The sequence below is a fragment of the Psychrobacter sp. 72-O-c genome, from assembly GCF_904846605.1.
Taxonomy (GTDB): Bacteria; Pseudomonadota; Gammaproteobacteria; order Pseudomonadales; family Moraxellaceae; genus Psychrobacter.
The window spans coordinates 1-19,819 of the sequence record NZ_CAJHBI010000025.1 but is presented as its reverse complement, the minus strand read 5'-3'; the positions used below and the strand labels follow the sequence as shown (position 1 = coordinate 19,819).

The following is a 19,819-nucleotide window of genomic DNA, read 5'->3' as shown; positions in this document are numbered from 1 at the left end:
TAGATTGCATGAGAATAAAGGGTCAAGAAATTGATGGTTCAGCGGTTGTATCGCGGCTTCTGCTATTTTCAATTATGTGGTGGGTGCTCTCCGGCGGTGAGGCTAGTTCATGGGTGATTGGTGCGCCTGCAGTTCTCTGCGCGGTGGCGGTCAGCATTGCGTTGTTGCCACCAGTGAGGGTTGTGTGGTGGCGATTGGTAGCGTTTATACCTATTTTCCTTTGGCAATCATTAAAGGGTGGTATAGAAGTCGCGCAACTGGCGTTTCAACCGAGCATGTCCTTAGCGCCGGAGCTTATTGAATATCCGTTGCGGCTGTCCTCAGGTTTGGCGCAAGTGGCTATGATCAATATAACAAGCTTGCTACCTGGCACGCTGAGCTCTGAGATCGAGGGAAATATATTAAAAGTGCATATACTTGATAGCCAAAGTAATTATTTAGCTGAGTTGCAACGCTTGGAGCAACGTTTGGGGCAGATATTTCCAAGCTTGTCTGAGCAGACTGGACGGGAGGATTCTTGACTATACAGAACTTATGCCTAGTACTAGCCTTGTTCCTGCTGCTGAATTTGGGCGTTGGAATGTGGCGAGTGTTGCGCGGACCTACCGCCGCTGATCGCATGTTGGCAGCGCAACTATTTGGTACTACCGCTGTGGCTATTCTATTGTTACTTGCTGAGGCCTCAAGCAGTGCAGCATTACGTGATGTGGCATTGGTATTTGCGCTGCTGGCGACGGTCACAGCGGTCGCTTTTGTACGCCGTGCTTGGGTATTTTTGGAGAATGATAATGACAGTAAGTGACTATTTTTCTGCATTCATGCTGCTCATGGGCGGCGTGTTCTTTTTAGCGGGCACGCTAGGTTTATTGCGTTTCCCAGATGTTTTTACCCGGCTTCATGCCCTTACTAAGGCCGATAATTTAGGGCTGGGCTTTATAGTGATAGGGTTGGCAGTACAAGCAGAATCTTGGCCTGTAGTGGCAAAATTAGTACTGGTTTGGCTACTAGTGCTGCTTGCTGGCGCGAGCGTATCTTATTTGGTTGCGCACGGGGCGTTGCAACGGGGTATTCGACCATGGAGACGCTGATTGGTTCTGCCATTGACATCGTGATTGGACTGATAGCGCTAGGGTTGGCTTGGGGGGCACTTAGCAGTGCCAAACTGTTTAAGGCTATTGTGCTGTTTATTGCCTTCGGACTGATGATGGCGTTGGCTTGGGTACGCTTAAATGCGCCAGATGTGGCTTTGGCTGAAGCGGCTATTGGTGCCGGTTTAACCGGAGCATTATTACTAACGGCTTACAAAAATTTGCATGCCAGTACATCAGTTACCAATTTGGAAAGCATAGAGCTTGGCAACCGTTTTAGCAGTGTCCGTACGCTCGCAAGTTTAGCGATTGCGGTGCTTGTCGCGACAGGACTGGGATATGCCGTTTGGATGTTACCACCGGAGGCTGCTGGACTCAGTATCAGTGTTGCTGCCGATTTAGGTAATAGTGGGGTCACTAATCCGGTGACAGCCGTACTACTGAATTTTCGTGGTTATGACACTTTGCTTGAGTTATTTGTACTGTTGCTAGCGCTGCTTGGCGTGTGGTCATTAGGTTTGCCACTACCACGACAAGAGACAGCACCAGGATTGGTTCTGGATACGCTATCACGACTGTTAGTGCCCTTACTAATTATGGTGGCGGCGTATTTACTTTGGGTGGGCGCTTATGGTCCCGGCGGCGCCTTTCAAGCCGGCGCTGTGCTGGCAGCTGCAGGGGTGCTGATGCTGTTGTCAGGCTCGCGGTTACCTGATGCATGGGTCGGTTGGCCTCTACGCTTGCTGCTGGTATTAGGACCGGCAACATTTTTGCTGCTGGGCATTATTACTGGGCTCCTAGAAGGCCGATTTTTACAGTTGCCAATCGAGTGGGCTGGAGTGCTTATATTAGTCATCGAAACGGCGGCTACACTTTCTATTGCAGCCGCGCTTATTGCGTTGTTTATGGGCACGCGCCCGAGTAAGGAGAAATGGTGATGAGCGCGGCGTTAATATATGGGCTGGCAGGTGTGGGGCTTTTTGCAATTGGCTTACATGGATTATTACGCTATCGTCATCTGCTGCGTAAAATTCTGGCGCTGAACATAATGGGTAGTGGGGTGTTTTTGTTGCTAGCAGCATTAGCCACGCGCACAGGCACTGCCATACCAGATCCGGTGCCCCATGCCATGATCATCACTGGTATTGTAGTGGCAGTTGCAGCCACCGCGCTGGCGCTGGTACTTATGCTGAAACTGACAGCAATTACCGGTCAGCCAGTGCTACCAAACAAGGAAGCAAACTCAGAATGATCGATATTTTATTGAGTATTCCATGGGCGATGATGCTAATTATTTTGCCGCTTATCACGGCGATGATGGTATTTGTGTGGCCACGTACAGCGCAGACACTGGTATTAACCTATAGCTTAGTGATGATAATCGCAGTGGCTGGTCTAGGCTTACAGATTTGGCAGCAGGGTGTGTTTCAGCATTCGTTGGGCGGCTGGGATGCGCCCCTAGGTATTGAGTTGTATGCCGATGGCTTAAGCCTAGTGATGCTGATGGCGACCGCTTTGGTTGGAGCCGGCTGTAGTATCTACGCTTCGGCGTATTTCAATGCCGAGCAAGCGCATCGGTTCTGGCCTATTTGGTTATTGTTGCTAGCGGCGTTAAACGCTTTATTTCTTTCGGCGGATTTATTCAATCTGTACGTCACGCTAGAATTAATGGGATTGGCAGCTGTAGCCTTAACAGCATTGTCTGGCAGCCGTGACGCCCTTGCTGGTGCCATGCGTTATCTGTTATCAACGCTGGCTGGGTCTATTGCCTATCTGTTGGGCGTTGTATTGCTGTATCACACCTTTGGCAGCGTAGATATCTCTATCCTGGCAGAGCGCATAACACCAGAGCCAGCAGCATGGGCCGCCTTGGTTCTGATGATAGTTGGATTAGCACTAAAAACCGCGCTATTTCCGTTGCATTTTTGGTTGCCACCTGCTCACGCCAGTGCCCCATCCCCTGTAAGTGCGGTGCTCTCAGCGCTGGTGGTGAAGGCCTCATTCTACATTTTGGTACGTTTATGGGTATCGCTGTTCGGGCCTATCTCTGGCGACATTGTGGCAGTGCTTCTTGGCGTAATGGGTTCGGTGGCTATTTTATGGGGTTCTGTTCAGGCCTTGCGTCAGACTCGCTTAAAGCTGCTGGTAGCCTACTCCACGGTGGCACAGATAGGCTATTTATTCTTAGTGTTTCCGCTAGCAGCTGCAGCGGGTGCGTGGCATGCGGCTGCAATACTGGCACTTTCTCATGCTCTGGCAAAAGCGGCTATGTTTTTAGCAGCCGGTAACCTTCTGCACTTTGGCAGGCATGATCGCATCAAAGATCTTGATCGTGTGGTGCAGCGCCTGCCACTAAGCGCTTTTGCGTTCGCTTTAGCTGGGGTTAGTATTATGGGTTTACCGCCCAGCGGCGGATTTATTGGTAAGTGGTTAATGCTAGAGGCTGCATTGGTGCAGGGGCGTTGGGACTTGGTGGCGGTAATGCTTATTGGTGGGCTGCTTGCCGCACTTTATATATTCAAAGTATTGGGGCGCTGCTTTACACAGGCTGAAGTGACCCACGAACCATCAAGGATACCTGCACGTATGGAATGGGCAGCATTACTATTGGCGCTCGGTGCTATTACGCTGGGCTTTTTGGCGGTACCCTTTTTGTCACTATTGCAGATTGGCGCACCTTTTAGTGGGAGTGGGTCATGAACTTAAGCGCTCTTTTGCCGTGTTTGGTGGTGTTGGGCTCACTGTTACCGGCAATTATCATTTTTAAGCTACCTGAAAAAAGCGTGCGTATTCGTACCGTGCTTAACTTGGCCGGTGCTACCTTAAAGCTTGTGCTCGTAGGTTGGATGCTATGGGGGGTTACCCAAGGTTATAGCTATGAAGCGCGATGGGTGCTACTACCAGGTATCGAGCTGGTATTGCGAGCTGATCCACTGGCACTGTTTTTTGTCACCTTATCCGCTTGCCTGTGGCTACTTACGACAATTTACGCTATAGGTTATTTGGAAAATGAGCCCCACCGTAGTCGCTTCTTTGGCTTTTTTAGTTTGTGCGTTACCGCCGCAATTGGCGTGGCCATGGCTGGTAATCTGCTAACATTTTTAATTTTCTATGAGCTACTGACCCTAACGACGTATCCGTTGGTGGTACATCGCGGTACTGAGGCGGCGCGCAAAGCTGGGCAAACTTATCTGATCTATACCCTCGGCGGCGGTAGTCTGATGTTGCTGGGAACGGTATGGCTCTATACCCTGACCGGCAATTTGGAATTTACCGAAGGTGGTTTTTTGAGTGGCTTAGGCGCGGAGCATCATACCTCGCTGGTTATTATTTTTATTCTACTAATGATTGGATTGGGTGTAAAAGCAGCGTTGGTGCCACTGCACGGTTGGCTACCAAAAGCCATGGTGGCACCTGCACCCGTTAGTGCTTTGCTGCATGCCGTAGCGGTAGTAAAAGCCGGCGCCTTTGGTATCGTCCGTGTGGTTTACGAGGTGTTCGGGATAGAATTCGCTCAGCAGCTAAAGCTGTTATTGCCATTAGCTATTTGGGCGTCTATAACTATCGTATGGGGTAGTTTGCTCGCTGTTTTCCAAGAAGACTTAAAAAAACGACTAGCGTATTCTACCGTGAGTCAAGTGTCATACATTGCCTTAGGTACTGCCTTGTTCGGTCCTGTTGGAACCATTGGTGGACTGGTGCATCTAGTACATCAAGGTGTTATGAAAATAACGCTATTTTTTAGTGCGGGTAATTACGCTGAAACGCTTGGTGTTTATAAAATTCGTGATATGAATGGAGCTGGCCGGCGCATGCCGCTAACTAGCATATCCTTTAGCATCGCCGCTTTAGGGATGATGGGTGCGCCCTTGACAGCAGGTGCTGTCACCAAATACTGGTTAAAAAATGGTGCTATAGCTGCGCAAATGGACTGGGTGGTTTGGGTACTATGGATTTCAACGGCGCTGAATGCCATATACTTCCTACCTATCTTATGGCGCCTTTGGTTGCTACCAGCACCGGCTCAGTGGCCGAGCAAAGTTACCGCCAAGAATCCTTGGCCAGTAACGCCTTGGCAATTACTGCTACCACCAGCGCTAACTGCCTTTGCAGTGGTCGCCTTTGGCATATTAGCAATGTACGATGTTGGTCCAATTGCTTGGGCGCAGTTTATTACTGATCGTGAGTATTTCAACACTGAGCCGTGATGATTTTGACTTAAATCTCTGGGTATAAGTGCATTTAAAGCGGCTGGGATTCTAATGGCTGGTGTGCCTGTTGTTAGTATCATTTTCTGAACATAATTGTTTTATCACTAAAATGGATAATCAATCGAATGTATAGAAAAATAATACTGTTAACTGTTTTTATTATCCTATCTTATGGCTTTTGGGTCAGTCCAAACCTAAAGCAGATCGCTGCGGGTGTGGCGATGTTTCTGCTGGGAATGTTAGCGCTGGAAGAAGGTTTCAAAGCTTTCACTGGTGGACTCCTAGAAAAAATTCTAAAAAAAACCACCAATAACTTATGGAAAAGCATGAGCTTTGGGATGGTAACGACCACTTTGATGCAATCGAGCTCTTTAGTTTCTATCATTGCTATCTCTTTTTTGTCTGCAGGCTTGATTACTTTGGCGTCAGGTATCGGTATTATCTTTGGTGCAAATTTAGGAACGACGACAGGCGCTTGGCTGGTCGCAGGTTTTGGCCTTAAAGTTGATATTTCGGCCTATGCGATGCCGATGTTGGTGTTTGGGGTCATTTTAATACTGCAAAAATCTAAAGAATTAAAAGGCATTGGCTATATATTGACCGGTTTAGGATTTTTATTCCTAGGTATCCATTATATGAAAGAAGGCTTTGAGCTGTTTCGTGAGCATATTGATTTAACCGCTTACGCTATGACCGGTCTCAAAGGATTGCTGATATATACCCTAATTGGTATTGTGGCAACGGTAATCATGCAATCTAGCCACGCCACATTGGTATTGATTATTACCGCCCTAGCAAGTCAGCAAATAACTTACGACAATGCTTTAGCACTGGCAATTGGCAGTAATGTAGGGACGACTATCACCGCGATAATTGGCGCGATGAGTGTGGGTGTCAACGGCAAACGGCTGGCGGCCGCGCATCTGGTTTTTAATGTGATTACCGGATTGGTGGCTATCGCCTTAATCTCACAATTAATGATTGCAGTTGATTGGTTGTCTGAGCGCCTAAACATAACTGCTGACAACTACACCCTTAAATTGGCTGTTTTTCACACCTTATTTAATTTACTGGGCGTTGTCTTGATGCTGCCTTTCATCAAGAAGCTAGGGGACGTCATCACCAAACTATTACCCGATAAAGACTATGACATTGCAGAACCTATATATCTAAAAGACTCCGCTTTAAACCTACCTGAACTTGCCGTAGAGGCGATACTTAATGAAACTCTTAATCTATATAATTACTTCTTTGGCATCCTCTGTCATGGCTTGAGTTTTAAAGTTGAAGACATCTATTCAAATACACCTATTAGAGAAGTTGTAGACTCTTTTGAAAAACCTATTCCCGTAAATCTTAATGAGGAATATACTAATAAAATCAAAGGACTCTATACAGAGATAGTCAACTTTATCGGGCGAACTGCTCACGAGAATATGTCTCAAGAGCAAAATAATGAGATGTTTGAGCTGCGCTCTGCTGGCAGAAGTATGCTAACTGGCATCAAAAATACCAAACATCTACACAAGAACTTATCCAAATATTTAAATGGCCCTAATCCCTATGTGCGCGTTGAGTACAATAAAATTCGCTATCGCTTAGGCGTTATCCTTAGAAGTCTTGCTGAAATGCAGGATGACCCAGATGAGCTGAGAACGATGATTTCGACCATTGAAGCGCTGAGAGTTGGTGTCACCCAAGCAGACCAGCAATTTATAGTCGATATCGATCAGCTCATTCGAGATAAAAAAGTCACGGGTGCTATGGCGACGTCTTTGATGAACGACAATAGCTACACCAATAACATAGCCAATCAGCTATTAGAAATTGCCGCGATTCTATTTAAGAGTGCTGATGCCAATATACATGAAGTCGAGCAAAGCTTAATGTTGGATGATCAAGAAATAGCGGATGCTATTGCCACTCGTAAAATCAAAGAACAAGGGAGTATCTGATATGAAAGCCAATGAATTGATAAAAATAGCAGAAGAATATCTGGGAGTAGAGAACAAGAAGTGTAAAGCAAAGATTAAGTACTTAAAGCAAGTCCTTAAGAAATTAAGCAAACGTGAAAAAGAGTTAGAGGTAAAGTTTGCAGAAGGTAATGGCAATAAAGAAAAAATATCTAACGAACTCGCCTTAATTCATGCGCACAGAAAAAAAGGCTTACAGCTGTTAAAACAACTTGAAGAAGAACGTAAGAAAGACAAAAAGGTTAAAAAAGAGAAAAAGTTAGAAGAATAGACCACAAAAAGCCCATCTATGCATAGACGGGCTTTGGGTTTTTCATAAAACTTATAACGGATGATTAGCTAACTAACGATTGGGCAATACATCTTTTACCATATCACGTAGGTTATGTATCGCAGTAACAGTACTATCCCAGTCGAGGCAACCATCGGTGATAGACATACCGTATTCTAAGGCATCCAAATCAGCGGTTAATTTTTGGCTACCGCCTTTAAGATGGCTCTCAATCATCATACCGATGATAGATTTATTACCGTTCTGAATTTGCTCAGCAACGTTGTTAATGACCATTGGCTGCAGGTAGGGGTCTTTACCAGAATTAGCATGACTTGAGTCGATCATAATCTTGCCACTGGTTTTGCCTTTAGCTAGTGCGTTTTCTACTTCTTCAACAGCCGTTTCATCGTAGTTAGGTTTGCCATTACCACCGCGCAATACTACGTGGGCGTAAGGGTTGCCTTTGGATTTGATGATACAAACCTTACCGTCTGATGACAGACCCAAGAAGCTATGGCCAGCTTTTACCGCTTGCATAGCATTGACAGCGACGGTCATGCCACCATCCGTACCATTCTTAAAGCCTACGGGACAAGATAAGCCTGAACTCATTTCACGATGAGTTTGGCTTTCAGTAGTACGTGCACCAATGGCTGACCAGCTGATCAAGTCTTGCATGTACTGCGGGGTATTGGGATCCAGTGCTTCGGTCGCGCAAGGCAAGCCTTTTTCATTCAAATCAATCAGTAGCTTACGAGCGGTACGCAGACCTTTTTCGATATCAAAGCTGTCGTTCATATCAGGGTCATTGATCATGCCTTTCCAGCCGACCGTGGTGCGCGGCTTTTCGAAGTAGACGCGCATCACTACAAAAATAGTGTCTTCAACCTCTTTTGCCAATATGGCCAAGCGGTCAGCATATTCGTGTGCTGCCTTAATGTCATGAATAGAGCAAGGGCCAATCACCACAAACAGCCGCTTATCTTTACCATCCAAGATATCTTGAATGGTATTACGGCCTTTTAAGACAGTATTATAGGCAGGTTCTGTCAGGGGCAGCTCAGTTTTTAGCTCAGCGGGAGTAATCAAAGGGATGAATTGTTCAATATTCACGTCATCAATATCTGCGTTATGAGTAGCTGGTGTGGTCATGATTATACGTCGTTTAGCTAATTTATAGGAATATTCATTATGCGGTGAAAAAGGCCAGTTGACAAGGGTAGTCGGCCAGTTAATTAACTGATAACTGGAATGAGGAAACTAAATTTTCGTTATGCTTGTTAGTTATTGGAACGTTTAGTCAAATTTTCGACTGTTATTTTCTGCTTGATTCGTTGACTGTCCATTATCTATTGAGGGGCTTTTTAAGCGGTCATCGGTTGCCCATAACCCTGCAATTTGGCTATTTGTATCGTCGTCACGTATGATGGCGATATAAACAGCATGACGCTAAAATAAGCAGTCATGCTTAGGGTAATATTCGTTATCGCCTAACAACAAACTGCTTGTGCTATATTTTATGTTGTCCATTATGCTTTGTTACTATTGAGAGCTTGTCATGACAGATTCTACTACCCCTCACAAACCTACTGATTTAACCTACCAAACCCATGCTCATGATGACCTGCAGCAGGTAACCGTCACGCCGCTAGTGATTGGAATTGTCGCAGGTGAAGTGTCAGGCGATAGCTTGGGTGCAGACTTTATGCAGCAAATGAATAATTTGCGCGATGATATCGTTTGGGTAGGCGTTGGTGGTACGAAAATGCAGGCACAAGGTCTACAAAGCATTTTCCCGTTATCACGCTTAGCAGTGATGGGCTTAGTGGAAGTATTGGCGCAATTACCTGACTTGCTTAAAGCCCGCCGTGAGTTGTTAAAAGCTTTTAAGACCGCTCATATCGATTGGTTTGTCGGTATTGATGCGCCTGATTTTAATCTACGAGTCGCCAAAAAACTCAAGCCCCAAGGCGTGTTCTGTGTACAGTATGTCAGCCCGTCAATATGGGCTTGGCGCGAGTCACGCATACACGGTATTAAGGAAGCGACCAATTTAGTGCTGTGTCTATTTCCATTCGAGCTATCGGTATACGAGCGTTATGACCATCCGGCGATATGTGTTGGGCATCCGCTACTAAGAACTATTGATCAACAATTAATAGACACACCAACCAATCAGCTGCGTAGTGAGCTGGTCTGGCACAACGATGGTCTGCAGCAATTTTTTATTGAGCGTTTCGATGAAGTTAGCCAGCTGATTTGTGTTATGCCGGGGTCACGGCGCGGTGAAATCACAGCTATCTTGCCACTGATGCTCGATGGTATCCAAAAGCTGATATTACTAGATCCTAAACTGTGTTTTATCATTCCAACCGTTGATCAAAATCACCAATATATCGTCCAAGATGTGATAGATAAGCGCTCAGAAAAATTGCGAGCGGCTATTGTCGTGGTCTATGATGACAGTCAGCCTGCCTTTAGCCAACAAGCGATGGCAGCATCAGATATGGTTATGCTTGCCTCGGGTACCGCCACACTTGAGGCCATGCTCCTTGAACGTCCGATGGTAGTTATTTATCAGCTAAATCAGCTGACCTATCAAATCGCCAAACGCTTGGTAAAAGTGCCCTACGTGGCGCTACCTAATATTCTAGCGGGTAAGGCGATTGTTCCTGAGCTTATCCAAGAGCAGGCGAGTGGCGAAAATATCTGCCGGACGGTTATGCAGCTGTTGCAGCCGCGCGCTTATATGGAGCAATTAAAAACCCTCGCTAGCACCAAACAAACACTACAGCAGCAAAGTAACCACGATCCTGCTAACAGCGTGATCGAGCAATGGTTTATTCAGAACAGTCGTTAATTAAATTAATAAACAAGAAATTATAAAGTTATGAGTATTGAGACCTGTCTAGAAAATCGTATTATTTCCATTAATAATGTTATTGAACACCTTGATATTAAAGGGCAGTATATTAATTTAGCAGCACCTATTGATCTGATTGGTCAACTAAACGTCTCTGAGCTGCTATCTGAACATCAAATAAACACAGATCCAAGTTTAGATAGACTAGCGCTACAAATTGGTGTCGATGAGGCAGGGCGCGGACCTTTGCTAGGCAGCGTAAATGTTGCCGCAGCGATATTACCTAGTGCTTGGTCAGGACTGATTGAAGCACAGCCGCTACAAGACACACCGCTTGCTATTCTCACAGATTCTAAACAGCTGAGTGAAAAAAAGCGCGATATCCTTTATCCGTTAGTGCAGCAGCATGCGATAGGCTATGTCGTTGCTGAGATTCCAGCGGCGGTGATTGATCAGGTGAATATCCTACAAGCAACTATGCTGGGCATGCGTTTATGTACTGAAGCGTTATTAGAGGCGATGGCCAGTCAGTTACAGTTAGCTAGTGTTATCAATGATGCGGCAGATGCGTCTAGCCAGATGCAAGCGCAAGTACTGTACGATGGTAATCGCTGTCCGGAGCTGGATTATTCCAAGCTAGCTACATTAGGCATTGAAAAATCCGCTATTGACTGCCAAGCCTGGGTAAAAGGAGATGCGCGTCATACCAGTATCGCTGCCGCCAGTATCTTAGCAAAAGTCAGCCGTGATCAGACTATGTATGAGCTGGACTCTCAACATCCACAATATGGTATTGCTAAGCATAAAGGCTATCCAACAAAAGCGCATGTGCAAGCTATCGATGATTATGGCGTCTTACCTGAGCACCGTCGTAGCTTTGGTCCAGTCAGAAGAGCGCTAGAGAATAAATAAAGTGCACCAAATAAATAATAAAATGTAAATAGAACACGGATTAAGATAGATAGCCTAAGCATATTTTAATAGTTTAAAGATAATTAACTTTAATATAATGCTTAAACATATTATTGTTTATAGGCAATTTTTTATTGAAAATGGATAAGAAAAATTTTATTATCCGTATGAAAGTATGAAAGTATGAAAGTATGAAAGTATGAAAGTATGAAAGTATGAAAGTATGAAAGTATGAAAGTTTAATAGATGATAGTCTGTCCCATATTCCTTAATGTAGCTCATTACATCACGGTATGACGCTAACTCATATCATCATGGTCAGTGTTATAGCAGTCTGCTAATAGAGGCCAAACAAAAACTAAGAGAATAGTCCATGAGGTCACTTTCATCAAGAAAAATCCTTGCCACTCTAATTTTTTCAACCATGCTATTGAGTGCATGCGGTGGAGGTTCAGACAGTGGCTCAAGTGATGTCTCTACTCCGCCAGAATCTAATGAGCCCGTAGTTCAACCTAACCTGCTGAAGCCGGATGTTGTTTTGCCAGTAAGAGATCCTGAGGTAAATATCAGTAGCGTTGATAGTAAAAACTACGATCAAGCGGCGCTAGTAGGTTCAAATTTAATTAGCCGACAAAGGCAGAGCTGCGGGCTTGGTGGGGTCGAGTATAACGAGGAGCTGACCAAAATTGCGACTCAACATGCTCAGTATATACAGTATGTGTTTTCCAACTCGACACCGACCATATTTGATGCGCATTCCGAAAATGAGATTGCCGACATCAAGAACTCGACTGGAACGAACAACCCGTTCTTTAGCGGTGTCAGTTTTGAAGAGCGCTTGCTCAAAGCCAGTTATCCCAATCTAGCTTATGGTGTCACTGAAAACATTGCACACACTAGGTCCGAAAGTTCTGCCGGTAGGGTGATATCACCTGAGTATGCCTCACATGCAATGACAAAATCACTATTGGCCGCGCCTTATCATCTGCGCATACTTATGACCCCTAATCTCAGCCAAACAGGGTCAGGTATGGTGGCGTATACTCCTCACAATAAGGCTGCAGATAAGTACCAAGGCTATGTTTTTGTCAACGCTTCAGCCGCGACCGAAAGCAGCGAAAATAATGCTGCCAATAATTTATTCACTTATCCTTGTGCTAATGTAACCGACACTAATACTGCGCTATATAATGAATCACCAAGCCCCGTCAAAGGAACAGGACGCAACTTACGAACAGATCCTATCGGACAGCCTGTCTATATCAGAATGCCAGCAGCCAAAACGATCCGTGTGAGCAATATTAAGTTTCACGATGTTCAGCGTAATGTAGATGTGCCAACGAACTTGCTTGATTATCGCCAAGACCCACATAAAGGCACTACCTCTGAGCTACCAAAAAACGAAGCATTTATTCTACCGCTTACCGATGCGCTCGAAAGCTGTGAAATCAAACGCACTACAGATCAAAGCCAGCAATGCGGGCTTTATGGCAATAGTGAATATAGAGTCAGCTTCGATGTCCTAGTAGATAATAAGGATTCGATTAATAAATCATTTACCTTTAAGACTGGCAATGTTAATTATTAAATAACGGCGCATTAGCTATTAGAAGTGTTTAAAAAGATGAATCCGGCTGCTCTAGAAACTCCTTTTCTGCAGCAGTCGAGGTTCGATTAAGTGCCGCATTACGGTGCGGATAACGTCCAAACTGCTCAATAATTGCTTGGTGAGCATGAGCAAAGTCCATTGAAACGGTATCATCTAGCTGCTCAAATAGAGATAAATAGCGTTCCTGAATCGCTGCTGATTCTGAATGCATAAATGGCATAATCATAAACTGACGCCATTTCCATGGTAGGTCGTTAAAGGCAGTCTGATGAATGGCTTCTTGCGCTAGTACTAATGCCATCTTATCTTGCCCAAAGGCCGATGCTTGCCCCCGACATAGATTACGCGAAAACTGATCTAACACAATAATCTCCGCTAAGCGTCCGGCTAAGTCAGTAGTCAAATCATCAGTATTGGTATAAGCTTCGATTTCTAACTGCCCCTCAGTACGCCGCCAATGTACGCATTCGCCCTGAGATGCTGCCTGCCATATCTCGCCAAACTTATCAGCGATTTTCTGATCAAACTTATCGTCTTTTAAAAACCAATAGGGCTCATTATCTTTATCGAACCAAAAGTCTAATACAGCGCGAGCATCAGAATGAAGGTAGTCTAAGTTGAGATCAGTTGAATCAAGCTGGGTTGAATCAGGCTGTTTTATCGAGGTAGAGTAATCGGTTGATAGAGACATAAACTATTCTAATGACGATGAATTTGTACTACTATAGCGCAATTATCTAGTCGCGTCATAACGCCGCCAATTATTGTGTATACTTCGTGAGTTTTCGCTTGTCTTTATCATCACTACTACGACAGTTATGCCTCTCATCAATATAAAAAGCTATTAGGTTATTCATTATGAATTCATCATCTACTGTAAAACGGATAAACGTACCAACCCCTTATTATTTGCTTGATGAGGCCGCAATTGTGGCTAATATGCAGATTATTGCTCGTCTATGTGAGCTATCCGGTGCGAAGGCGTTATTGGCGCTAAAATGCTTTGCTACGTGGGGCGTTTTTGACGTGATGCAACCGTATTTACATGGTACGACTTCATCGTCCCTTAATGAAGTGCGCCTAGGATATGAGACTTTTAGCAAAGGCAAAGACACAGGTAGTGACAGTGAGGATAAAAAAGAAACTCATGCCTACAGCGTGGCTTATAGCGAGGATGAAATCCCTGAAGTGCTCAGCTATGCTGATAAGATTATTTTTAATTCTATTTCACAATTAAATGCTTTTAAAGACCAAGCGAAGGCGAAAAATGTTCCAGTAGGGTTGCGGTTGAATCCTAAAACCAGTAATTCATCATTTATCATTGCTGATCCTGCGCGTCCTTTTAGCCGTCTTGGTGAGCATAACAAAGACAGTATCGCAGCGGTGCTGAAAGACATCACTGGAGTTATGATTCATAACAACTGCGAGAACGACAGTTTTGAATCCTTTAGTGACAGCTTGGCTGATATCGAAGCTAAGTTTGGCGACATTTTACAGCAGTTGGACTGGGTCAGCTTAGGCGGCGGTATTCACTTTATCGCCCCTGATTATCCACTTGAACACTTAGCACAGCGTTTGAAAACCTTTAGCGAAAAGTATAGCGTGCAAGTCTATCTAGAGCCAGGTGAAGCCAGTATTCATGGCGCTGGCACGTTGGTCACGACGGTTTTAGACGTTTTGCATAATGAAAAAAATATAGCAGTAGTGGATTCTTCTATTGAAGCGCACATGCTCGATTTGCTGATTTATCGCGAGTCCGCACCGATAGGGGCTATTAACGGTAAGCCAATTAGTATCGCGCCTATTGACATTGACCATAATAATAGTGCTCATACTAATAATATACCAACAACTGATCAAGCTAAGTCAGCTGATAGTACAATTATCTGTGGTCGCTCTTGCTTGGCAGGTGATATCTTTGGCGAATATGCATTGCAAAAATCCTTACAAATTGGCGATAAAATTTCCTTTGGTAATGCTGCTGGCTATACGATGGTTAAGAAGAATTGGTTTAATGGCGTCAATATGCCCGCGATTGTGATTCGTCGCCTTGATGGCAGTATTAAGGTTCAGCGTGAGTTTAATTATCAAGATTACAAGGCCAGCTTGTCTTAAGATTTTCTTAGCTTAAGGTTTTTTTAAAATTATCAGCTTTGTGACTTTCGCAAATAGCAAGGTTTCACTGATTTGCTAATTATTGCCGAAAGATGGGTAAAAATTGTTATAATTGCTACGGGCAAAAGCAGGTGAAGTTGCTCGTCGGGTGCGTGGGTTTTCCTCGGTCTTCCTTTTTAATTCACGCATATCATTCACTCGTTTCTGTTTTGAATAGCCAAGACCATGGTGGTGACAGGGACACAAAGGAGGATTGTTGTATTGAAATCAACTCAACATACCAAGAATACCAATCAAGCTAAAAAAGACGTACTCATTATCGGTGCTGGCGGCGTCGCACAAGTGGTCGCACATAAATGTGCGATGAATAACGACGTACTTGGTGCGATTCATATCGCCTCACGCACGCAAGCCAAATGCGATGCTATCGCCAAAAGTGTACGGGATAAAAATAGCTTTAAGCAATCCGCTACCTTACATACACACCAAATCGATGCCATGGATATTCCAGCGCTGACACAGCTGATTCAAGATACGGGTATTCAAATCGTGATTAATGTTGGTTCGCCTTTTATTAATATGAGCGTACTAGAAGCCTGTATAGAGACTGGCGTCGCTTATATCGATACTGCTATCCATGAAGATCCGCGCAAAATTTGTGAGACCCCGCCATGGTATGACAACTATGAATGGCAGCGTAAACAGCGCTGTGCGGATAATAATATCACCGCCATCTTAGGCGCAGGATTTGATCCCGGCATGGTTAACGCTTATGCCAGACTCGGCTACGACATGATGGATGCAGGCTCGGTCACTGACATTGATATCATCGACATTAATGCCGGCGACCACGGAAAATACTTCGCGACTAACTTCGACCCTGAGATTAATTTCCGTGAATTCACGGGTACGGTTTACTCATGGCAAGACAGTAAGTGGCAATCCAACAAGATGTTTGAAGTTAAACGTACGGATGATTTCCCCGTCGTTGGCGTGCAAAATAGCTATCTAAGCGGTCATGACGAGATTCATTCATTATCAGCCAATTTAGATGTGCCAAACATTCGCTTTTGGATGGGCTTTGGTGAGCATTATATTAATGTTTTCACTGTCCTTCAAAGCTTAGGTTTATTGTCCGAACAGCCCGTAACGACCGCTGAAGGCTTAGAAGTCATCCCACTAAAAGTCGTCAAAGCAGTCCTACCTGATCCAAGCTCACTGGCGCCAAACTATACGGGCAAAACCTGTATTGGTGACAAGGTTAAAGGTAAGAAAGACGGAGTTGATACTGAGGTATTTATCTATAATATCTCAGATCATAAAGAGGCTTTTGAGGCAATGGGCAGTCAAGGCATCTCTTATACTGCTGGCTTGCCACCGGTTGCCGCTGCCATACTTGTCGCTACTGGTGAGTGGGATGCGGGCAAAATGGTCAACGTTGAAGAGCTTGATGCCAAACCGTTTATTAATCTATTAAATGAGATTGGCTTGCCGACTCGTATTCAAGATGTGGATGGTGATAGAGCGCTGGCGTTTGATATTTAAGTAACTAGCTATAAGTAACTAGCTAATCGGTATAAAAAAAGCCTGTCTGACTTAATATAGAAGTCAGATGGGTTTTTTATGGATTTTCCTTAAGGTATAAGTTTTTAAAATAGGATAGGGGAGCCAATCTCGCCATCCGCTATTATCTACTTAGCTAGGCGGGAAGTGACACGGTTTGCAGTTTTTATATTGGTTCTAGCAGAAACGTCGTATTACTTTTCATGCTTGTCATGTTTCAAACTCTTTCACATACATAGTGGGTTGCGCTATGACTGTACCCACGCTATAGACTCTAACTTTTGGTCCCAATCAAATTCCATTCGATCAGCAGTAGCGTAAGCTGTCTGTGCATCAACTAACTTTTCTACGCAGTATAAACTTGCATGAATACCCGAACTAATACCTCCTGAAGTCACCAAACTAGATTTTTCATCACTTGCATCTACATAGCGTTTGTTAGCGATGACTTTGATATCAGGATAGGCCGTATTTAAATGATCTAAATCCATCCAATGCGTTGTCGCTTTTTTGCCCGAAAGCAATCCAGCCTCAGCCAATAAGAATACTCCTGTGCATACTGAAAGCGTGAGCTCAACATTGTTTGATTGGGCAGCTATCCAGTTAATAACAACAGGATTCTTTATTTCTATGGTTTCAGCTCCATAGCCGCCAGGTATGATCAGTACATCTAAAGTTGGATGAGTGTCAAAAGTATAATCGGGAATTACTTTTAGTCCGTTTCTAGCGCTTATGGGTGTTTGATATTGAGCAATAGTAACGACCTTAAAAATTTTTCCCCCTAATTCCGCATTCTCCACTAGTGAAAACACTTCGAATGGCCCTGCAAAAGCAAGCACTTCTACTTCATTAAATAATAGAATACCAACGGTACGTTTTGATTTCATAGTAGATCCTAAGTGAATGAATAAAGAGTTATTAATGAATGGGCAGCGACCTGTACTGTACTGAGAGGGACAATGTCTATTATATTTTTTTAATTAAGCAAATATAGTTGATAATGTCTGCTATAGTTAACTAAGAGTTGAGTTAATTTAGCTAAGCCATTACTATCAAGAATATCACTATCAAGGATGATAGTAGCGTGTCATTGAACTGATACTATCTATAAGCAAGGAGCTTTTATTTATGGAATTTGATTATATTATCGTTGGCGGCGGATCAGCAGGATGTGTCTTGGCAGGCCGCTTGTCAGAAGATCCCAGTATCAATGTCTGTCTATTAGAATTTGGCGGTGACGGCAAAGACCTTGCAGTGCGTGTTCCTGCAGCCGTTATTATGATGATGCGTGACAAGCCGGTGAAAATAAACAACTGGTGCTTTAGTACGGTGCCGCAAACTCACCTTAATAACCGTCTTGGCTATCAGCCGCGTGGGCAATGTCTGGGTGGCTCATCAGCTATTAATGCAATGATCTACACCCGAGGTAGCCACAAGGATTATGACCGCTGGGCTGACTTGGGTTGTGACGGTTGGGGGTATGATCAGTTACTCCCTTATTTTAAAAAATCAGAAAACAACGTTCACGGCGCAGATGAGCATCACGGCGATAGCGGACCTCTGCATGTCACTGAACTACTCAGTCCTCGCCCTATCTCTAGCGCCTTTGTTGATGCGTGCGTCGCCAATGGAATTGACCACAATACTGACTTTAATGGGGCCAAGCAAGACGGTGCCGGTCTGTATCAAGTCACCCACTTTCATGGGGACAAGCAAGGGGAGCGTTGCTCAGCTGCTGCTGCCTATCTGCATCCCTTTGAGGATCGCCCGAATCTTACTATTGTTACGGGCGCAATGGCATCACATGTCCTAATAGAAGATCAGCGGGCAACAGGCATGGTCTATCATAAGAGCGGCGAAGAATACACCATCAAAGCCCGTTCAGAAGTTATCTTGTGTGCAGGAACGTTTGGCTCACCAAAGATATTGATGCTATCAGGTATTGGCCCTAAAGATCATTTGCAAGAACACGGCATTAAGGTGGTCTATGACTCGCCCAATGTCGGTGAAAACTTGCAAGATCATCTCGACGTGGTCTTTGATTATGAGGTGAATACTAAGGATGTGTTTGGACTTGGCTTTGGTGCAGTGGGTAAATTGTTAAAGGCCTCGAGTCATTGGAGGAAAGACGGTACTGGGCTGTTGTCAACCAACTTTGCTGAGTCAGGTGCTTTTTTTAATGCTAAAGATGAGACACCAGAGGGTTGGCCAGATACCCAGCTACATTTTGTTATTTCTCGAGTGATTGATCACGGACGTTCACTGAAGTGGGGTTATGCCGTCTCTATCCATAGCTGTTACTTGCGACCTGAAAGTCGGGGTACAGTCAAACTGGCCTCTACAGACCCCAGCGCGGCACCACTAATCGATCCCAACTATTTGTCTCATCCAAAAGATGTTGAGTATATGATGGCAGGTGCCGAGCGCACCCGTGAGATTATGACGGAGGCACCGATGGCAAAATACGTCACCGAAGACTACGCGGCGCCTTATATTGAAAAGGACGGTTTGTTAGGCTATATACGGAACAAATCGGATACTATTTATCATCCAATAGGGACGTGTCGCATGGGTTCGGACAGCCAGTCGGTTGTGGATATAGACCTCAAAGTCAGAGGCGTTGACGGACTACGTGTGGTTGATGCTTCGATTATGCCCACGCTAATCAGTGCCAATACCAATGGCCCAACCATCGCTATTGCCGAAAAAATGGCTGACCAGATTAAGGCTGAGCATGCGGCTATTGCTCGCCCGACGAAGGATGAACACGCTAACTCGGTCAAGGTTAAAGAGCCTGCTTTTGCATAATGTTATTTTATGAGAATGGATCAATTTTCAAGATTTAGATTTAAAAAAAGCTTTCCAGTATCTCTATACAGAACTGGAGAGCTTTTTTAATTCAGTTTTGTATATTTAGTACCGTCTCACTTTATATAGGCTAATGAGGTATAAGACAGTCACTCTTGATAGTCCTAACCTACAGTTGACTTCAATATCAAAGGTCTGACATTCATAAAATCAAACAGACTGTTTGATATACTAATAAGTCGAGAAACAATCTATATTTACATTAAGGAGGGGGTGTTATACCAATCCCAATAATTAAAGTTGTGCCCAAGTTCGAGTAGTCAAGGAGCGAACCCTCTCTGGCTGCTCAAGCAACTTATTCCAAGCACAGCAAGCCGCATCAACAATAGACTCATAGCTCTCA

18 protein-coding genes are annotated in these 19,819 nt (G+C 44.4%); 15 read left to right on the top strand and 3 right to left on the bottom strand.

Going from position 1 to position 19,819, the window contains the following annotated elements:
- Positions 1-8: 8 nt before the first annotated feature.
- The 9 genes from JMX97_RS09925 to JMX97_RS09885 all read left to right on the top strand — a co-directional run bounded on the left by JMX97_RS09925 (position 9) and on the right by JMX97_RS09885 (position 7,543).
- Positions 9-521, top strand: a complete 513-nt coding sequence (locus JMX97_RS09925; RefSeq protein WP_201557676.1) for a Na+/H+ antiporter subunit E — start codon at positions 9-11, stop codon at positions 519-521.
- A complete protein-coding gene (locus tag JMX97_RS09920) occupies positions 518-802 on the top strand; it encodes a monovalent cation/H+ antiporter complex subunit F (protein WP_265089452.1) in 285 nt (94 codons plus the stop codon). The genes JMX97_RS09925 and JMX97_RS09920 overlap by 4 nt, the downstream gene beginning before the upstream one ends.
- Entirely contained in the window at positions 789-1,088 is a 300-nt protein-coding gene (gene mnhG / locus JMX97_RS09915; RefSeq protein ID WP_227671546.1) for a monovalent cation/H(+) antiporter subunit G, read from the top strand. Before JMX97_RS09920 ends, mnhG begins: the two co-directional genes overlap by 14 nt.
- Entirely contained in the window at positions 1,076-2,026 is a 951-nt protein-coding gene (locus JMX97_RS09910) for a hydrogenase subunit MbhD domain-containing protein (RefSeq protein ID WP_201557673.1), read from the top strand. Before mnhG ends, JMX97_RS09910 begins: the two co-directional genes overlap by 13 nt.
- Positions 2,026-2,340, top strand: coding sequence for an NADH-quinone oxidoreductase subunit K (locus tag JMX97_RS09905; RefSeq protein ID WP_201557671.1), 315 nt, complete (start codon positions 2,026-2,028; stop codon positions 2,338-2,340). Before JMX97_RS09910 ends, JMX97_RS09905 begins: the two co-directional genes overlap by 1 nt.
- On the top strand, positions 2,337-3,788 hold the full coding sequence (locus JMX97_RS09900; protein WP_201557670.1) for a complex I subunit 5 family protein: 1,452 nt from the start codon (positions 2,337-2,339) through the stop codon (positions 3,786-3,788). The genes JMX97_RS09905 and JMX97_RS09900 overlap by 4 nt, the downstream gene beginning before the upstream one ends.
- Positions 3,785-5,296 carry a complex I subunit 5 family protein gene (locus tag JMX97_RS09895; protein WP_201557669.1) on the top strand — a complete coding sequence of 504 codons (1,512 nt, stop codon included), beginning with the start codon at positions 3,785-3,787 and terminating at the stop codon, positions 5,294-5,296. The genes JMX97_RS09900 and JMX97_RS09895 overlap by 4 nt, the downstream gene beginning before the upstream one ends.
- 128 nt (positions 5,297-5,424) lie before the next feature.
- Positions 5,425-7,254 (top strand): Na/Pi cotransporter family protein, encoded by a 1,830-nt coding sequence (locus tag JMX97_RS09890; RefSeq protein ID WP_201557668.1) that lies wholly within the window; start codon positions 5,425-5,427, stop codon positions 7,252-7,254.
- A gap of 1 nt (position 7,255) precedes the next feature.
- On the top strand, positions 7,256-7,543 hold the full coding sequence (locus tag JMX97_RS09885; protein WP_201557666.1) for a hypothetical protein: 288 nt from the start codon (positions 7,256-7,258) through the stop codon (positions 7,541-7,543).
- A gap of 72 nt (positions 7,544-7,615) precedes the next feature.
- Here the strand turns inward: JMX97_RS09885 and JMX97_RS09880 are convergent, their stop codons facing one another.
- Entirely contained in the window at positions 7,616-8,698 is a 1,083-nt protein-coding gene (locus JMX97_RS09880) for a 3-deoxy-7-phosphoheptulonate synthase (protein ID WP_201557664.1), read from the bottom strand.
- 406 nt (positions 8,699-9,104) lie between these two features.
- On the opposite strand from JMX97_RS09880, the gene lpxB reads away from it, so the two are divergent.
- The 3 genes from lpxB (at position 9,105) to JMX97_RS09865 (ending at position 12,909) form a co-directional block, all read left to right on the top strand.
- Positions 9,105-10,406 carry a lipid-A-disaccharide synthase gene (gene lpxB, locus JMX97_RS09875; protein WP_201557662.1) on the top strand — a complete coding sequence of 434 codons (1,302 nt, stop codon included), beginning with the start codon at positions 9,105-9,107 and terminating at the stop codon, positions 10,404-10,406.
- 30 nt (positions 10,407-10,436) lie between these two features.
- Entirely contained in the window at positions 10,437-11,321 is an 885-nt protein-coding gene (locus tag JMX97_RS09870) for a ribonuclease HII (RefSeq protein ID WP_201557660.1), read from the top strand.
- A gap of 373 nt (positions 11,322-11,694) precedes the next feature.
- Positions 11,695-12,909, top strand: coding sequence for a CAP domain-containing protein (locus JMX97_RS09865; RefSeq protein ID WP_201557658.1), 1,215 nt, complete (start codon positions 11,695-11,697; stop codon positions 12,907-12,909).
- Between the two features lie 28 nt (positions 12,910-12,937).
- Here the strand turns inward: JMX97_RS09865 and JMX97_RS09860 are convergent, their stop codons facing one another.
- On the bottom strand, positions 12,938-13,621 hold the full coding sequence (locus JMX97_RS09860; RefSeq protein ID WP_201557656.1) for a DUF924 family protein: 684 nt from the start codon (positions 13,619-13,621) through the stop codon (positions 12,938-12,940).
- Between the two features lie 167 nt (positions 13,622-13,788).
- On the opposite strand from JMX97_RS09860, the gene nspC reads away from it, so the two are divergent.
- Both nspC and JMX97_RS09850 read left to right on the top strand, forming a co-directional pair.
- Positions 13,789-15,045: a carboxynorspermidine decarboxylase gene (gene nspC, locus JMX97_RS09855; RefSeq protein ID WP_201557654.1), complete on the top strand. Its 1,257-nt coding sequence runs from the start codon at positions 13,789-13,791 to the stop codon at positions 15,043-15,045.
- Positions 15,046-15,306: 261 nt separating this feature from the next.
- Positions 15,307-16,590 carry a saccharopine dehydrogenase family protein gene (locus JMX97_RS09850; RefSeq protein WP_201557653.1) on the top strand — a complete coding sequence of 428 codons (1,284 nt, stop codon included), beginning with the start codon at positions 15,307-15,309 and terminating at the stop codon, positions 16,588-16,590.
- A 266-nt stretch (positions 16,591-16,856) separates the two neighbouring features.
- Here JMX97_RS09850 and JMX97_RS09845 read toward each other — a convergent pair whose 3' ends face one another.
- Positions 16,857-17,495 (bottom strand): DJ-1/PfpI family protein, encoded by a 639-nt coding sequence (locus tag JMX97_RS09845; protein WP_201557652.1) that lies wholly within the window; start codon positions 17,493-17,495, stop codon positions 16,857-16,859.
- A 241-nt stretch (positions 17,496-17,736) separates the two neighbouring features.
- On the opposite strand from JMX97_RS09845, the gene JMX97_RS09840 reads away from it, so the two are divergent.
- Entirely contained in the window at positions 17,737-19,416 is a 1,680-nt protein-coding gene (locus tag JMX97_RS09840) for a GMC family oxidoreductase (protein ID WP_201557650.1), read from the top strand.
- Positions 19,417-19,819 lie beyond the last annotated feature (403 nt).

Excerpts from the sequence above, each read along its gene's own strand:
- nspC (WP_201557654.1), top strand. The coding sequence starts at position 13,789 with ATGAATTCATCATCTACTGTAAAACGGATAAACGTACCAACCCCTTAT.
- JMX97_RS09845 (WP_201557652.1), bottom strand. The coding sequence starts at position 17,495 with ATGAAATCAAAACGTACCGTTGGTATTCTATTATTTAATGAAGTAGAA.
- JMX97_RS09905 (WP_201557671.1), top strand. The coding sequence starts at position 2,026 with ATGAGCGCGGCGTTAATATATGGGCTGGCAGGTGTGGGGCTTTTTGCA.
- JMX97_RS09895 (WP_201557669.1), top strand. The coding sequence starts at position 3,785 with ATGAACTTAAGCGCTCTTTTGCCGTGTTTGGTGGTGTTGGGCTCACTG.
- lpxB (WP_201557662.1), top strand. The coding sequence starts at position 9,105 with ATGACAGATTCTACTACCCCTCACAAACCTACTGATTTAACCTACCAA.
- JMX97_RS09910 (WP_201557673.1), top strand. The coding sequence starts at position 1,076 with ATGGAGACGCTGATTGGTTCTGCCATTGACATCGTGATTGGACTGATA.
- JMX97_RS09865 (WP_201557658.1), top strand. The coding sequence starts at position 11,695 with ATGAGGTCACTTTCATCAAGAAAAATCCTTGCCACTCTAATTTTTTCA.
- JMX97_RS09860 (WP_201557656.1), bottom strand. The coding sequence starts at position 13,621 with ATGTCTCTATCAACCGATTACTCTACCTCGATAAAACAGCCTGATTCA.
- JMX97_RS09890 (WP_201557668.1), top strand. The coding sequence starts at position 5,425 with ATGTATAGAAAAATAATACTGTTAACTGTTTTTATTATCCTATCTTAT.
- JMX97_RS09840 (WP_201557650.1), top strand. The coding sequence starts at position 17,737 with ATGGAATTTGATTATATTATCGTTGGCGGCGGATCAGCAGGATGTGTC.
- JMX97_RS09885 (WP_201557666.1), top strand. The coding sequence starts at position 7,256 with ATGAAAGCCAATGAATTGATAAAAATAGCAGAAGAATATCTGGGAGTA.
- JMX97_RS09870 (WP_201557660.1), top strand. The coding sequence starts at position 10,437 with ATGAGTATTGAGACCTGTCTAGAAAATCGTATTATTTCCATTAATAAT.
- JMX97_RS09925 (WP_201557676.1), top strand. The coding sequence starts at position 9 with ATGAGAATAAAGGGTCAAGAAATTGATGGTTCAGCGGTTGTATCGCGG.
- mnhG (WP_227671546.1), top strand. The coding sequence starts at position 789 with ATGACAGTAAGTGACTATTTTTCTGCATTCATGCTGCTCATGGGCGGC.
- JMX97_RS09880 (WP_201557664.1), bottom strand. The coding sequence starts at position 8,698 with ATGACCACACCAGCTACTCATAACGCAGATATTGATGACGTGAATATT.
- JMX97_RS09900 (WP_201557670.1), top strand. The coding sequence starts at position 2,337 with ATGATCGATATTTTATTGAGTATTCCATGGGCGATGATGCTAATTATT.